This window comes from Azospirillum brasilense, assembly GCF_005222205.1.
GTDB lineage: Bacteria > Pseudomonadota > Alphaproteobacteria > Azospirillales > Azospirillaceae > Azospirillum > Azospirillum brasilense_G.
In genome coordinates this window covers 153,152-167,713 of sequence record NZ_CP032346.1, presented here as the reverse complement: position 1 = coordinate 167,713, position 14,562 = coordinate 153,152, and the positions used below count along the sequence as shown (strand labels likewise).

12 protein-coding genes are annotated in these 14,562 nt (G+C 68.2%); 9 read left to right on the top strand and 3 right to left on the bottom strand.

What is annotated here, in order from left to right:
- Positions 1 to 152: 152 nt before the first annotated feature.
- The 7 genes from D3869_RS14820 to D3869_RS14790 are packed head-to-tail and all read left to right on the top strand — an operon-like array spanning position 153 to position 10,461.
- Positions 153 to 2,375 carry a DUF3141 domain-containing protein gene (locus D3869_RS14820; protein ID WP_247895857.1) on the top strand — a complete coding sequence of 741 codons (2,223 nt, stop codon included), beginning with the start codon at positions 153 to 155 and terminating at the stop codon, positions 2,373 to 2,375.
- 47 nt (positions 2,376 to 2,422) lie between these two features.
- Entirely contained in the window at positions 2,423 to 2,899 is a 477-nt protein-coding gene (locus D3869_RS14815) for a hypothetical protein (RefSeq protein WP_137140783.1), read from the top strand.
- A 12-nt stretch (positions 2,900 to 2,911) separates the two neighbouring features.
- Entirely contained in the window at positions 2,912 to 3,871 is a 960-nt protein-coding gene (locus D3869_RS14810; RefSeq protein ID WP_137140782.1) for a bifunctional enoyl-CoA hydratase/phosphate acetyltransferase, read from the top strand.
- Between the two features lie 37 nt (positions 3,872 to 3,908).
- Positions 3,909 to 5,003: an efflux RND transporter periplasmic adaptor subunit gene (locus tag D3869_RS14805; protein ID WP_175426501.1), complete on the top strand. Its 1,095-nt coding sequence runs from the start codon at positions 3,909 to 3,911 to the stop codon at positions 5,001 to 5,003.
- Positions 5,004 to 5,053: 50 nt separating this feature from the next.
- On the top strand, positions 5,054 to 6,169 hold the full coding sequence (locus D3869_RS14800; RefSeq protein WP_137140780.1) for an efflux RND transporter periplasmic adaptor subunit: 1,116 nt from the start codon (positions 5,054 to 5,056) through the stop codon (positions 6,167 to 6,169).
- On the top strand, positions 6,166 to 9,291 hold the full coding sequence (locus D3869_RS14795; protein ID WP_137140779.1) for an efflux RND transporter permease subunit: 3,126 nt from the start codon (positions 6,166 to 6,168) through the stop codon (positions 9,289 to 9,291). The genes D3869_RS14800 and D3869_RS14795 overlap by 4 nt, the downstream gene beginning before the upstream one ends.
- Before the next feature lie 45 nt (positions 9,292 to 9,336).
- Entirely contained in the window at positions 9,337 to 10,461 is a 1,125-nt protein-coding gene (locus tag D3869_RS14790) for an AI-2E family transporter (RefSeq protein WP_247895856.1), read from the top strand.
- Between the two features lie 34 nt (positions 10,462 to 10,495).
- Here the strand turns inward: D3869_RS14790 and D3869_RS14785 are convergent, their stop codons facing one another.
- The gene (locus D3869_RS14785; protein WP_137140778.1) at positions 10,496 to 10,723 is read right to left on the bottom strand and encodes a hypothetical protein; all 228 of its coding nucleotides are present in this window, start codon (positions 10,721 to 10,723) and stop codon (positions 10,496 to 10,498) included.
- 7 nt (positions 10,724 to 10,730) lie between these two features.
- Between D3869_RS14785 and D3869_RS33090 the strand changes: the two genes are divergently transcribed.
- Both D3869_RS33090 and D3869_RS14780 read left to right on the top strand, forming a co-directional pair.
- Positions 10,731 to 10,901 (top strand): hypothetical protein, encoded by a 171-nt coding sequence (locus D3869_RS33090; protein WP_175426500.1) that lies wholly within the window; start codon positions 10,731 to 10,733, stop codon positions 10,899 to 10,901.
- Positions 10,902 to 11,249: 348 nt separating this feature from the next.
- Entirely contained in the window at positions 11,250 to 12,176 is a 927-nt protein-coding gene (locus tag D3869_RS14780) for a hypothetical protein (RefSeq protein ID WP_137140777.1), read from the top strand.
- A 575-nt stretch (positions 12,177 to 12,751) separates the two neighbouring features.
- On the opposite strand, the gene D3869_RS14775 is transcribed toward D3869_RS14780, so the two are convergent.
- Positions 12,752 to 13,030 carry a hypothetical protein gene (locus tag D3869_RS14775; RefSeq protein ID WP_247895855.1) on the bottom strand — a complete coding sequence of 93 codons (279 nt, stop codon included), beginning with the start codon at positions 13,028 to 13,030 and terminating at the stop codon, positions 12,752 to 12,754.
- Positions 13,031 to 13,557: 527 nt separating this feature from the next.
- Entirely contained in the window at positions 13,558 to 14,553 is a 996-nt protein-coding gene (locus D3869_RS14770) for an NADPH:quinone reductase (protein WP_137140776.1), read from the bottom strand.
- Positions 14,554 to 14,562 lie beyond the last annotated feature (9 nt).

Sequence of the window (14,562 nt, the reverse complement as noted above, 5' to 3'; positions counted from 1 at the left end):
CAAAGCCGGCCCGAACAAAACCCGCCGGGGCAAAGTCGGTCGGAGAGACGGCGGCCGGGAATGACGCGGACGGTTGGCCAACGCCGGCCTTTCCCAACCCGTTCAACATTCCCAACCCGTTCCAGGACGCTTTCGACTATGGCGTCGACGCCATGCAGCGCTGGGTCCTGTTCCTGGACGTCCTGCGGCGCCGCGGCGACCAGTTCATGGACCACGCCGACAAAGGAAAGCCGCCCGTCCTGACCTTCCCGTACGAGGTCGTGATGGAGGGGCGGAAGTTGAAGCGGCCCTGCAATTACATGCTGCTTCGCATCCTGCCGGACCCCGCCGTCGGCACGGACCCGGCCAAGCGCCCGTTCGTGATCGTCGATCCGCGCGCCGGTCACGGGCCCGGGATCGGCGGCTTCAAACCGGACAGCCAGATCGGCACCGCCCTGCGCGCCGGCCACCCCTGCTATTTCATCGGTTTCCATCCCGAACCGGAGCCGGGCCAGACCCTGGCCGACGTGGGTGAGGCCGAGGCCTTCTTCATCGAGCATGTCGGGAAACTGCACGACGGCGCGGGCGGCAAGCCGTGCGTGATCGGCAATTGCCAGGCGGGCTGGGCGGTGATGGCGCTGAGCGCGGTCCGGCCCGACCTGATGGGGCCGATCATCATCGCGGGCTCCCCGCTGTCCTACTGGGCCGGCGTGAAGGGGCGGAACCCGATGCGCTACCTCGGTGGGCTTTATGGCGGCTCCTGGCTCGCCGCTCTCGCCAGCGATCTCGGCAACGGCCGCTTCGACGGTGCGCATCTCGTCGGCAACTTCGAGAAGCTGGACCCGGCCAACACCTATTGGAAGAAGGCGTACAACCTGTACGCCCATATCGACACGGAAGCGGACCGTTACCTCGAGTTCGAAAAGTGGTGGAGCGGCTTCTTCCTGATGAACGGGGAGGAGATCGAGGCGATCACCGATGAGCTGTTCGTCGGCAACAAGATGACCAGCGGCGGCATCGTCCGGAACGGGCGCCGGCTGGATTTGCGGAACATCCGCTCGCCCATCCTGGTCTTCGCGTCCTTCGGCGACAACATCACGCCGCCGCAACAGGCGCTGGGCTGGATCCTCGATCTCTACAGCGACGTCGAGGACATCCGGGCCCACGAGCAGACCATCGTCTACAACCTCCATCACGACATCGGACACCTGGGCATCTTCGTGTCCGGCCGCGTCGCCCGCAAGGAAACGTCGGAGTTCGTCGAGAACATCGACTTCATCGACCTGCTGCCGCCCGGTCTCTACGAGATGATCCTTCAGCCGAAGGACCCCAACGTTCCCGGCGCCGATCTGGTCGCGGGCGATTACGTCACGCGGTTCGAGCCGCGCACGCTCGACGACATCCGCGGGCTTGGCGGCAACACACCGGAGGACGACCGGCGCTTCGCCGCCGTGGCCCGCATCTCGGACATCAACAAGGGGCTGTACGCCACCTTCGCCCGGCCCACCATCCAGGCGGCCGTCAACGAGCCCTTCGCCGAATGGCTGCGGATGATGAACCCGGCGCGCAGCCAGTATTACCTGTTTTCGCACCTCAACCCCTTCATGGCGCCGGTCGGTCCCATGGCCGACTGGGTGCGCGAGCACCGCCGCCCGGTGAGCCCGGACAACCCGTATCTGAGCGCGCAGAACCGCATCTCGGACGAGATCGTGCAGGGGCTCGACCGCTGGCGGGACGCGCGGGACGGCACCGTCGAACGCCTGTTCATGGGCCTCTACAACGCACCGCTCCTTCAGGCTCTGGTCGGGCTGGCCGCGCCGGGCGAGGACGCGCGGCCGCCGCACGTCCGCGACGAGGCGTTCGAAGCCCTGGTCGAGAAGCGGATGGCCGAGATCATGGGCCGCGTGGAGGAGGGTGGGATGCGGGAGGCGCTGTTCCGCGTCCTGATCCACGCGCGGCGCGGCGAAGGCGCCCTCGACGAGCGCGCCTTCCAGATGCTGCGGAAAATCCGCGAGGAGCATCCCGGCACCCAGCAGCTGTCCGTGGACGCCGTCCGCGCGGTCTTCCGCGAACAGGTTTTCCTGATGCTGATGGACGAAGACACGGCGATGAGCGCGCTGCCGAAGCTCCTGCACGGCGAGAAGGAGCGCAAGGAGGTGATGGCGCTGGCGGAGCGCGTCCTGGAGGCCTCCGGGCCGCTGACCCCAGACCAGCGCGCCCGGCTGCGGCAGGTGGATGCCCTGCTCCACAACAAGGAGGAGCGCATCGAGGCCGAGCGCGAGCCGCCCCTGCGCGTGCTGCCCGGAGCCGGCGGAGCGTCGCTGGCCGAGGCCGCCTCCGACATCAGCCGGGCGGACGCGCCGTCCAGGGCGATGGGCACCGCGAAGGCCAAGTGAACCCGGCGCCGAGACAAGAGGCTGACAAGCAACAAGGGAAACGCGTCATGAGCAACATGGACCAGACCAGGGCGGCCGCGGCCGTCCCCGACATCGGCGACGACCTGATCTCGCCCGACGAACTCCGGAAGCTCACCGAGGAGCACGAGATGGCGCTGCTCCAGGAAGCGCTGGAGCGGGAAAAGAAGCACATGAAGGAACAGGACACCGTCCGCGAGGCCTTCATGAACCAGCACGTCCGCCCCGACGCCAAGGAGCGGTTCACGCGCGCGGTGCGCGACGCCGCCTCGCGCGGCGTGAAGGAGATCCAGGTGGCGCGCTTCCCGAGCAGCTACTGCACCGACGGCGGCCGGGCGATCAACAATTTCGAGCCGGATTGGCCGAACTCCCTGACCGGCTACGCCCGCGAAGCCTACGAGGTCTTCGACAAGAACCTGAGGGCCAAGGGCTACAAGCTGCGGGCGCAGATCCTGGACTATCCCGGCGGGATGCCGGGGGACGTCGGGCTGTATCTGCGCTGGTGAGGAGGGCGCGTCATGGCCGGCAGCCCGCCACCGTCCGCCCATCGGCATGAAAAGTACGAACGGCTGGTCGCCGCGTGCCGCGAAATCCCCGCCGTCTCCACGGCGGTGGCGCACCCCTGCGACGCCTCGTCCCTGGGCGGCGCCGTCGACGCGGCCCGTCAGGGCTTCATCACCCCGATCCTGATCGGTCCGGCCGCGCGCATCCGCGCCGTGGCGGGCGAGTCCGGCCTCGACATCGCCCCGTACGAGATCGTGGACGTGCCGCACAGCCACGCCGCCGCCGCCACGGCCGTGGAGCTGGTGCGCCAGGGGCGTGCCCAGCTTCTCATGAAGGGAAGCCTGCACACCGACGAACTGCTGCGCGAGGTGGCCAGGAAGGACAGCGGGCTGCGGACGGAGCGGCGCATCAGCCACGTCTTCATCATGGACGTGCCGACCTACGCCAAGCCGCTGTTCATCACCGACGCCGCGGTGAACATCGCGCCGACCCTGGAGGACAAGCGCGACATCATCCAGAACGCCATCGATCTGGCGCGGGCGCTGGGGAATCCCCAGCCGAAGGTGGCGATCCTGTCGGCGGTCGAGACCGTCAACCCGAAGATCCCCTCCACCGTGGAGGCCGGCGCGCTGTGCAAGATGGCCGACCGGGGGCAGATCACCGGCGGCCTGCTGGACGGGCCGCTGGCGCTCGACAACGCCATCAGCCCGGATGCGGCGAGGATCAAGGGCATCGCGTCTCCGGTCGCCGGGCAGGCCGACATCCTCGTCGTGCCGGATCTGGAGGCGGGCAACATGCTCGCCAAAAATCTGACCTTCCTGGCGAACGCCGATGCCGCCGGCATCGTGCTGGGGGCGCGGGTGCCGATCGTGCTGACCAGCCGGGCCGACAGCGTCATGACGCGCATGGCCTCCTGCGCCGTGGCGGCGCTCTACGCGCACCGGCAGCGGCTCGAGCAGCCGGTGAAGGGGTGAGGGCGCCATGAGCGGTCCCGAGAAGGAGAGAGGCGCCATGTCCTGGTCATCGTCTTGGTCATCCAGAGCGGCGATCGTCGCCGGCCTTCTGCTTCCCGGTTGCGAGCAGCCGGCGCCGCCGCCGGCCGAGGCGACGCTGATCCGCGCGTTGCCGGTGCAGGTCAGCCAGTTCGACCGCACCGCCGCGCTGACCGGTGAAATCCAGGCCCGCCACGAGAGCAACCTCGGCTTCCGCGTCAGCGGCAAGGTGGTCGAGCGGCTGGTGGAGGTCGGACAGGCGGTCACGTCCGGCCAACTGCTGGCGCGGCTGGACAACCAGGACCAGACCAACGCGGTGCGGTCCGCCGAATCCGACGTGGCGGCGGCGCAGGCCGCCGTCGAGCAGAGCCGGACGCAGGAGGAGCGGCAACGCTCCCTGCTCGCCAACGGCTTCACCACCCGGGTCCAGTACGACAACGCCCAGAAGCGCTTCCAGCAGGCGCAGGCCGAGCTGAACTCCGCCGAGGCGCAGCTGGGCTCGGCCCGGGACACGCTGTCCTACACCGAACTGCGGGCCGACCGCGACGGGGTCATCACGGCGAAGGCGGCGGAGCCCGGCCAGGTGGTCGCCGTCGGCCAGACGGTGCTGCGGCTGGCCGACCCGAACGAGCGGGAGGCGGTCTTCCAGGTGCCGGGCGCCAGCATCCGGCTGGAAGGGCGGGAGGGCCTGCCGCCGGTCGAGGTGCGGCTCGTCAACGATGCCAAGACCGTCACCGAGGGCACGATCCGCGAGGTGTCTCCGGGGGTCGATCCGGTGACCCGGACCTACACCGTGAAGGTCTCCCTGCCCAACGCCCCCGACGCCTTCCTGCTGGGCTCCTCGGTCGTCGGGCGGGCCAAGCTGCCGGCGCGGCCGGTGGTCAATCTGCCGTCCTCGGCCCTCTTCCAGACGGGGAACGGGGAGCCGGCGGTGTGGGTCGTGGCGCGGCCGGCCGACACGGTGAGCCTGCGCCCCGTCTCCGTCCTGCAATACGACACCGGCACGGTCACCGTCTCCAGCGGCCTCGTCGATGGCGATCTGGTGGTGGTCGGCGGCGTCCAGAAGCTGCGGCCGGACCAGAAGGTCACCATCAAGCAGGGGAGCGGCGCATGACCCGCATCGCGCGACCAACCACGCGGCCCCCAACCAGGTGGCCCTCAACCATGTGGCGGCCGCCCGCGAAGCCGCTTCTCGCCGCGCTGCTGGCGCTGGCCCCCACGCTGACGGCCTGTCAGCCGCAGGGCGGCCATCACGCCGACGCGGCGCCGGTGATCCGCCCGGTGCGGACCATCACCGTGGAGCCGGTGACCTTCCGGATGGGCGGTTCCGCCACCGGAACCATCGAGGCGCGGGCGGACGCCGATCTTGGCTTCCGCATCGCCGGAAAGCTGATCGAGCGCAAGGTCGATGTGGGCAGTCTGGTCAAGGCCGGCGACGTGCTGGGGCGGCTGGACGACCAGGACCAGCGCAACGCGCTGCGCACCGCCGAGGCGAACCTCGCCTCCGCCAAGGCCGATCAGGTGCAGGCGCGCAACGAGGAGTCCCGCAAGCGGGAACTGCTGGCCAACGGCAACGCCCCCCAGGCGCAGTACGACGCGGCGCTGCTGGCGATGCGCACCGCCGACGCCAAGGTCGTCGCCACACAGGCGGCGCTGCAATCGGCCCGCGACCGGGTCGGCTACACGGAGCTGCGGGCGGACCGCGACGGCGTGGTGACGACCATCGGGGCCGAGCCCGGACAGGTGGTCGAAGCCGGGCAGATGGTGGTGCGCGTCGCCCAGCCGGAGGAGCGCGAAGCCGTCTTCAACGTCGCCGAAACCGGCATCCGGGCGGCGCCGAAGGACCCGGTGATCGACGTCTCGCTGGCCGGCGCACCGGACATCGTGGCGGTCGGCCGCGTCCGCGAGATCTCGCCCCAGGCCGATCCCGTCACCCGGACCCACACCGTCCGGATCGCGCTGGACAACCCGCCCGACGCCCTGCGCCTCGGCGCGACCGTCATCGGACGCCTGAAGCAGCCGCCCGCCCCGGTGGTCGAGCTGCCGGGAACGGCGCTGTTCGAGGAGGGCGGGCGGAGCTTCGTCTGGCTCGTCGATCCGAAGGCCCAGGCCGTCCGGCGCCAGCCGGTCGTGATCCGGCCCAGGGATGGTGATGGCCCGGTCATCGTCACCGAAGGCCTGACCCGCGGCGACGTCGTGGTCACCGCCGGCGTGCACAGCCTGAGCGAAGGCCAGCGGGTCCGGTTCAACCAGAAAATCGAAACGGCGGCGGCACCATGACCGGCTTCAATCTCTCCGAGTGGGCCCTGCGCCACCGCTCCTTCGTCTGGTACCTGATCATCTCGCTGACGGTGGCGGGCGGCATGGCCTACATGCGCCTCGGCCGCGAGGAGGACCCGGCCTTCACGATCAAGACCATGGTGGTCCAGGCCAACTGGCCCGGCGCGACCATCGAGGACACCATGAAGCTGGTGACCGACCCGATCGAGAAGAAGCTGGAGGAGATCCCCTATCTCGACTACGTCAAGAGCTACACCAAGCCCGGCATCTCGGTCGTCTACGTCAACCTGAAGGACTACACGCCGGCCGAGGCGGTGCCCGACCTGTGGTATCAGGTGCGCAAGAAGATCGCCGACATGAAGTCCACCCTGCCGCAGGGCGTGCAGGGGCCGGCCTTCAACGACGAGTTCGGCGACACCTTCGGCACCGTCTACGCCTTCACCGCCGACGGCTTCAGCTACCGCGAGCTGAAGGACTATGCGGAGACCGCAAGGGCCGATCTGATGCGCGTGCCGGACGTCGGCAAGATCCAGTTCGTCGGCGTCCAGAACGAGCGGATCTACCTCGACTTCTCGACCCGCAAGCTGGCCGCGATGGGGATCGACCGCGAGGAGGTCATCGCCGAGCTTCAGGCGCAGAACGCCGTGGCTCCGGCCGGCGTGGTGCAGGCGGGCGACGAGAAGATCTCGGTCCGGGTCAGCGGCGCCTTCACGTCGGAAGACAGCCTGCGCGCCATCAGCCTGCGCGCCAACGACAAGTTCTACCGGCTGGCCGATCTGGCGGACATCCGGCGCGGCTACGCCGACCCGCCGTCGCCGCTGTTCCGCTACAACGGACAGCCGGCCATCGGGATGATCATCTCCATGGCGGCCGGCGGCAACGTTCTGACCTTCGGCGAGGGCATCCGCGAGCGGATGCGGCAGGTCGAGGCGAACCTGCCGGTGGGCATCGGCGTCCACCTCGTCGCCAACCAGTCGGTGGTGGTGGAGGAATCGGTCGCCGGCTTCACCAAGGCGCTGAAGGAAGCCGTCGTCATCGTCCTGGTGGTCAGCTTCGTCAGCCTGGGGCTGCGCGCCGGGCTGGTGGTGGCGACCTCCATCCCGCTGGTGCTGGGCATGACCTTCATCGGCATGGAGTTCTACGGCATCACGCTCCAGCGCATCTCGCTGGGCGCGCTGATCATCGCGCTCGGCCTGCTGGTGGACGACGCGATGATCACCGTGGAGATGATGATCACCAAGCTGGAGGAGGGCTTCAGCCTCGATAAGGCGGCGACCTTCGCCTACACCTCCACGGCCTTTCCCATGCTGACCGGCACGCTGATCACCGTGGCCGGCTTCATCCCCATCGGCTTCGCCCAGGGCGGTGCGGCGGAATACTGCTTCACGCTGTTCGCCGTGGTGGCGATGGCGCTGCTGTTCTCCTGGATCGTGGCGGTCCTGTTCGCGCCCCTCATCGGGGTGAACGTGCTGCCCAAGACCATGAAGGCGAAGCATGGCAGCGAGCCGGGGCGCCTGATGCGGATGTTCCGGGGCAGCCTGCGTCTGGCCATGCGGGCGCGCTATCTGGTGATCGTCGCCACGCTGCTGCTGTTCGGCCTGTCGGTCTTCGGCCTGCGCTTCGTCCAACAGCAGTTCTTCCCCGCTTCCGACCGCCCGGAGCTGCTGGTCAATCTGACCCTGCCGCAGACGGCCTCGATCCGGGCGACCGAGGAGGTGGTGGACCGCTTCGAGAAGGTGCTGGCGGCCGACCCCGACGTCGAGAAGTGGAGCTTCTACGTCGGCCAGGGTGCGGTGCGCTTCTACCTGCCGCTCGACGTGCAGCTGGCCAACGACTACTTCGCCCAGGCCGTGGTGGTGACCAAGGGCTACAAGGTCCGCGAGGCGGTCCGCGCCCGGCTGGAGAAGGTGCTGAACGAGGATTTCTCCGACCTGAACACGCGGGTCAGCCCGCTGGAGATGGGGCCGCCGGTCGGCTGGCCGATCCAGTACCGCGTTTCCGGACCCGACGTGGGCGAGGTGCGGGCCATCGCCGCCCGGATGGCCGACACCATCGGCACCAACCCCTACACTCTGCTGGTCAACTACGACTGGAACGAGCCGTCGAAGGTGGTGCGGGTCGATGTCGACCAGGACAAGGCCCGCCTGCTGGGGATCAGCTCCAAGTCGCTCAACCAGGCGCTGAACGCCACGGTGTCGGGGGCCGCCTTCACGCAGGTGCGCGACGACATCTACCTGATCGACGTGGTGGCCCAGGCGACCAACGCGGAGCGCAGCTCCATCGAGACGCTGCGCAACCTCCAGATCGCCATTCCGGACGGCCGCACCGTGCCGCTGGGCGAGGTCGCGACCATGCGCTACGACCTGGAGCAGCCGGTGGTCTGGCGGCGGACGCGCCTGCCGACCATCACCGTCCAGGCCGATCTGGTTCCCCCGCTGCAGGCCGCGACGGTGGTGCAGCAGCTGGCCCCAGCGGTGGACGAGCTGCGGCGCAGCCTGCCGCCCGGCTACTCCATCGAAGCGGGCGGCACGGTGGAGAACAGCGCCAAGGGCATGGCCTCGATCACCGCCGTCTTCCCGATCATGATCTTCGTCATGCTGCCCATCCTGATGATCCAGCTGCAAAGCTTCCAGAAGCTGTTCCTGGTCATCAGCGTGGCGCCGCTCGGCCTGATCGGCGTCGTCGCGGCGCTGCTGCCGACCGGCACGCCGCTTGGCTTCGTCGCCATTCTGGGCGTGGTCGCGCTGATCGGCATGATCGTCCGCAACTCGGTCATCATGATCGCGCAGATCGACGAGCATCTGGAGGCCGGGGAGCATCCCTGGGACGCCGTCATCAACGCCACCATGCACCGCGTGCGGCCGATCCTGCTGACGGCGGCGGCGGCCAGCCTGGGCATGATCCCCATCGCGCCGGAGGTCTTCTGGGGCCCCATGGCCTACGCGATCATCGGCGGCCTGATCGTGGCGACCCTGCTGACGCTGATCTTCCTGCCGGCGCTCTACGTCGCCTGGTTCCGGATCCGCGAACCGGCGGCGGAGGAACGCGCCAAGCCCCGCTACGACGAGGCCATGCACCCGCCGGGCCCGGCGCCGACCAAGGGGGTGACGAGCGGCGTGTGACCACCCGCGCCCTCACGGGAACACAAGCTGAAGGGAACGGAAACCGTGGCGGACTTCATTCACGACCGGTTCATGCCGCGCGCCGACGCCCCGGAGTCCCCGGAGCGGCACGAGATGAGCTATGTCCGCAAGGCGCTCGTCCTGTCGATGATGCTGATCCTGGTGATCGGCTGCTTCGTCGTGCTGCGCCCCTTCATCGCGGCGATCCTCTGGGCCGTCATCCTGACCTTCAGCACCTGGCCGCTGCATCGGCGCATCGAGCGCGCTCTCGGCGGCCGCACGACGCTGGCGGCGGCGATCATGACGCTGGCGATCATGGCAATTCTCGTCGGGCCCCTGGTCGCGCTTGGAATAAAGCTGTCGGAGAACATCATCCGGGTCTTCGAAACGGCTCACGCGGCCATGGACCGGGGCCTTCCACCCCTGCCGGGCTGGCTGGCCGGCCTCCCGATCCTCGGGGAGCGGCTGCAGGAGGTGTGGAGCGTGCTGCTGAGCGGCGAAGCCAATCTGCGCACGACGCTCCAACCCCATTTCGGCCAGATCCGCGACTGGGTGCTGGCAAGCGGCGAGCATCTTCTCTCGGGAACGTCGCTGATCGCGCTGAGCGTCCTGATCGCCTTCTTCCTCTATCGGGACGGCCGCACCGCCGTGCGCCGGCTGCACAGCATCGTGGGGCGGATCGCCGGCGCCCGTGCGCGGCAGTCCCTCGACGTCGCCGCCGAAACGATCAACGGGGTCGTCCATGGCGTGCTCGGCACCGCGCTGGTGCAAGCTGTCGCCGCCACCGTGGGTTACTGGATCGCGGGGCTTCCCGGCGCCCTGCTCCTCGGCTTCATCACCTTCTTCCTGACGCTGGTGCCGATGGGACCGGCGCTGATCTGGTTGCCCGCCGCGATCTGGCTGGCCAGCCAGGGCCGCACCGCCATGGCGATCTTTCTGGTGGCCTGGGTCGGCCTGCTGGTCGGCAGCCTCGACAACATCCTGCGCCCGATCCTCATCGGTCGAAGCAGCGATCTTCCCTTCATCATCATTTTCCTGGGCATCGTCGGCGGTCTCATCGCATTCGGCCTGATCGGCATTTTCCTCGGGCCGACGCTGCTCGCCGTGGCGTACGGCCTCATCCGGGAATGGAGCGGGGGAAACGAGCCGGGCGACGCCGTGGCGGAGTAGGCGCCCTCGACCGAAAAACTCAGGAAGGGTGCCGTCACCTGGACGGTGCCGGCCCAGCGGTCATGTGGTTCCTTTCCCGGACGTCGCCGTGGCGCAGGACGATCCGGCCAAGCTGGTCGAGCTGTACCGCCGGCGGGGCGCTCAGGTCGTGGCGCTGCCGCAGCTCGACAACGAGACCCGGGCCGCCCCCCGGCGTCCGGGCGGTCGAGCCGGCGAGGGCCGGCAATTGCATCTCCTGGGGCGCGCCGATCGTCTCGGCCATCGTCCAGGTGATGTTCGGGGCCGTGCTGCACCGGGTGCTGGCCCTACCGGCCGAAGGGATCGACCCGAACGCCGCGCTGACGTCAAGCCCGCTAAGAGCCGCGGCACCGGCGGTGGTGTCCTACCGCGTCGGCGCCAGCGCCGGCGGCGCGGTGAAGGGCAAACGGCTGTGGAAGTGAGGGGCCGGTGTGGGCGCCCTCCAAAGGCGGGTCGGCAGCCCCATGATCCCACGAGGCCTCCAAGCTGGCTCATCCCACCTCCGCTCTCAACAGGTCCCATCGCCCCACAGCTGGCGCCCCCGTTGGGGTAGGAACCGATCCGATCCGGTCTGGCTCGGACGGGCGGAACCGACGCTGGGACCGGCCGGAAGGGCATCGCGCAATGTCCGCAAGGAACCATCGCCCGGGCATGAGGTTGAGCGGCTTGATCGTGTCCGGCTTTTGCGCTGCGCCAGCCAGCTTTTGACGCCGATCCCATTGGGAACGCCAAGCCGACACCATCCCCATCGAAGACTGAGGAGCACGAACATGGTGATCAAGGAAGGCGTGTACCCGACGCCGCACGCGACCCCTCACCCGACGGCCGCGGCCGATGTCGGGGTGGAGGTGCGCCCCGGCGTCCATCGCCGCGTGTCGTGGGCGGCGGTCTTCGCGGGCGTCGTCCTCGCCCTGGCGATCCAACTGCTGTTGAGCATGCTGGGGCTGGGCATCGGCATGACGACCATCGACCCGTCCGCCGGACGGGAGGGCTTGCCGCAGGCGAGTTCCTTCGGCATCGGCGCGGGCCTCTGGTGGACGGTCAGCTATATGGTCGCGCTTGGTGTCGGCGGCTATGTGGCGGCTCGGCTGGCCGGCGTGGTCGTGCGCGGTGATGGCCTCATCCACGGCCTGCTCACCTGGGCCTTCGCCCTGCTGATCAGCGCCTATCTGGTGACCACCACGGTCGGCAACGTCATGGGCGGGGCGTTGAGCGCCTTGGGTAACGTGACGTCCGGTGTGACCCAAACCGTCCAGCAGGTCGCGCCCAAGGTGGCGGAAGCGTCGGGGGTGTCCGCCGAGGACCTGCGCAACCGGGCCGAAGATCTGCTGCGCCCTGCCGACCAGCAGCGCAGCGGCGCCGATGCCCGCACCCAGCTGGTCAATGCCTTGACCACAATGGCCCGCGGCGGACCGGAGGCCGACCAAGCGCGGCAGCAGGCGGTTTCGTTGATCGCGCAGCAGGCCGGGATTCCCGAGGATCAGGCGCGCCAGCGGCTTCAACAGGTTGAGCAGCAATTCGGCCAAGCCAAGCAGCAAGCGACGCAGACGGCGACGCAGGCGGCCGAGGCGACGAGCAACACGCTGTCCTCGGCCGGGATCTGGGGGACCGTCGCCCTGCTGCTCGGCGCCGCAGCGGCGGCGCTTGGTGGGCGCATGGGCACGCAGCGGCGGGAGTCTGTGGTCGTTGCCGATTGACGACACGATGCGCGTCTTGATGCTTTGTTAACCATACGGCGACATGGTGCCAGCGCTTGGAGGCATCATGTCGCTTTTCTGGTTTTGCGCCTGCGCATACTTGCTGTTCAGCGCCGTCGGACTGCTTGAGGCCGATATCCGGGTCAAGCCGGGGGCATCGCCCTCGACTGCGCAGATCGTCTGGACAACACTCAGCTTCGCCCTGGCGTATCCCGCCAGCGCCGCCCTCCGGTGGATGGCGGCACGAACCCGAAAGTAGGGCTGGGGGTGGTCCGTACAGGGCCAGCATGCAGGGCCTTCATCTGCACACCCGAACAGGCCGGCTGCCTGAACGCTGAAACTCGCAAGCAAAGCCCCCTGCCGGATGTTCGCGAACCCAGTCCACATCGCCTTGAGCGGGAGACCGTCGAGCCCTTGGCGGCGTTGAAACGCCACCAATCCTCACAGCTTTGCCTCTTCGCCGCACAGACCGACACATAGAATCATCGCGTGGGATGGGTTCAGACCAGCAACCTTCTAACAATATCAGCTGGGTGGAAGGGTGCACGCAAGCGCCGGAGCTGATGGCGATGCGGTCATGCCCGGTCGTGTCTTCCGGTCTTGCGGGCTTGATCTTCGAACAGCACCCGGAATGGCTTGCCCCGTGAGCCTGGCACCTCACTGAGAATCAACGCGAAATCCACGCCGTCCAGAGACAGCGTGTGCAGGATCTCCGTGACCTGGAAGGTGAATGGCGTTCCATTTTCTTCGAACTGAACGCTGTCACCCCGGTTCGGTGGCAAGCGGAACGCCTTATCGCTCCAGATGGGTGCCTCTCCTTCGCGGATGAGGAGGCAACGGCACTGAATGCTCACAGCTTCTCTCCAACAGAACAGGAATATGCAAGCGACGGGACGCCCGGATTAGAAGACGAGCATGTAGACAACAATCATCGCAATGATTGCGAGCGGTAGGCTTATCCCAAGAACATACCGGCCGACGTGCTTGATGCTGCCTTGGCGGGCCTGCGTGGCCGTCCGAGTGGGGGGAGTTCTCTCATCCATTATGACGTCCCAGCCTCTCTCAGGTAAGTTTCTGACGCTCAGAAGCCATGCACATCCTCTGCCGTTCCAACGAACGGACAGGGCCTGAGGCGGCCTCCTCTTCGTCAACATCCATGGCCAGCGGTGGTTTCATGCTTCTCCGGATTGCTGTGTGACGCACGCCTCCGGCACGCGCCGCCGCGGCAAAACAGGGTCCGACGTCTGAGTTCTGCCCTGCGCGTCATCGCGGACGCAGAGGAGTTGCAAACGTCATGGCTCATCAACGGGTCATCGCCGAGCGCGACAACGACGAGGCCGTACACGGAGCGGCACATGGAGCGGCGCTTGAACCGCGCGCGTCACGAGTTCTGCACTCGGACCAGGATTTTTCCGACCGCCTTGCCGCTATCCTGGAACGCGTGCGCTTCGGCCACCGCGTCGAGGTCAAATGTCTTGGCGATCCGCGGAGCGTATGCCCCGGACGCGGCGCAGGCGGAAATCTCCTCGGCCGCCTGCCGCATCGCGGCCTCCGGCATGGTGTAGACGTAGACGAAACGGAACGAGAAGCCGCCCAGCAGAACCGGGAAGAACGGGATCGTGAGAGAAGCCTGCGGCGATTTCGTCGAATAGGCCGAGATGACGCCGTCGCGCGCGAGACAGCCGATCGCCACGTCGATGTTGGCGGAGATGTCGACGTCGACGATGCGGTCGACGCCGTGGCCGTCGGTCGCAGATCTCACCGCCTGGGAAACGTCTTCCTCATGCCTGTTGACGACGAGATCGGCACCGGCCGCTCGTGCGACATCCGCCTGTTCGTCGCGGCCCACCGTCGCCGCCACCCACGCCCCCGCCCATTTCGCAAGAAGGATCGCCGCGTTGCCCACGGCGCCCGCTCCTCCCTGGACGAGAACCCGCCTGCCGCGCAGGTCGCCGTCCGCGAACAGGCACCGGTGGGCGGTCATCGCCGGGACGCCGAGGGACGCACCGATCGCGAAGGACACATTGTCGGCAAGCCTGACGGCCTGCACGGAAGGCACGACGACGAATTCGGCCGCGGTACCGAACGCCCTCCCCGTCTGCGCCATGTAGATCCAGACCCGTTCGCCGATGCGTTCCGCAGGCACGCCGGGGCCGACATCGTCGATGACGCCCGCTCCGTCCTGATGCGGGACGATCCGTGGGAACGGCATGGCCTTGCCTCCGAAACCGGTCCTCGTCTTGATGTCGGAAGGATTGATGCCGGAGGCGACCACCCTCACCCGGACCTCCCCGGCTCCCGGCGTTGGATCGGGCAGGTTGCCGATGGTCAGCACCTCCGTCGCAGTTCCCTGTCGGTCGTAGAAGGCGGCCCGCATGATGATTCA

Coding starts and splice junctions, on each gene's coding strand:
- D3869_RS14785 (WP_137140778.1), bottom strand. CDS start 10,723: ATGGCCGAGACGATCGGCGCGCCCCAGGAGATGCAATTGCCGGCCCTC.
- D3869_RS14810 (WP_137140782.1), top strand. CDS start 2,912: ATGGCCGGCAGCCCGCCACCGTCCGCCCATCGGCATGAAAAGTACGAA.
- D3869_RS14795 (WP_137140779.1), top strand. CDS start 6,166: ATGACCGGCTTCAATCTCTCCGAGTGGGCCCTGCGCCACCGCTCCTTC.
- D3869_RS14800 (WP_137140780.1), top strand. CDS start 5,054: ATGTGGCGGCCGCCCGCGAAGCCGCTTCTCGCCGCGCTGCTGGCGCTG.
- D3869_RS14820 (WP_247895857.1), top strand. CDS start 153: ATGCAGCGCTGGGTCCTGTTCCTGGACGTCCTGCGGCGCCGCGGCGAC.
- D3869_RS14805 (WP_175426501.1), top strand. CDS start 3,909: ATGTCCTGGTCATCGTCTTGGTCATCCAGAGCGGCGATCGTCGCCGGC.
- D3869_RS14770 (WP_137140776.1), bottom strand. CDS start 14,553: ATGCGGGCCGCCTTCTACGACCGACAGGGAACTGCGACGGAGGTGCTG.
- D3869_RS14780 (WP_137140777.1), top strand. CDS start 11,250: ATGGTGATCAAGGAAGGCGTGTACCCGACGCCGCACGCGACCCCTCAC.
- D3869_RS14815 (WP_137140783.1), top strand. CDS start 2,423: ATGAGCAACATGGACCAGACCAGGGCGGCCGCGGCCGTCCCCGACATC.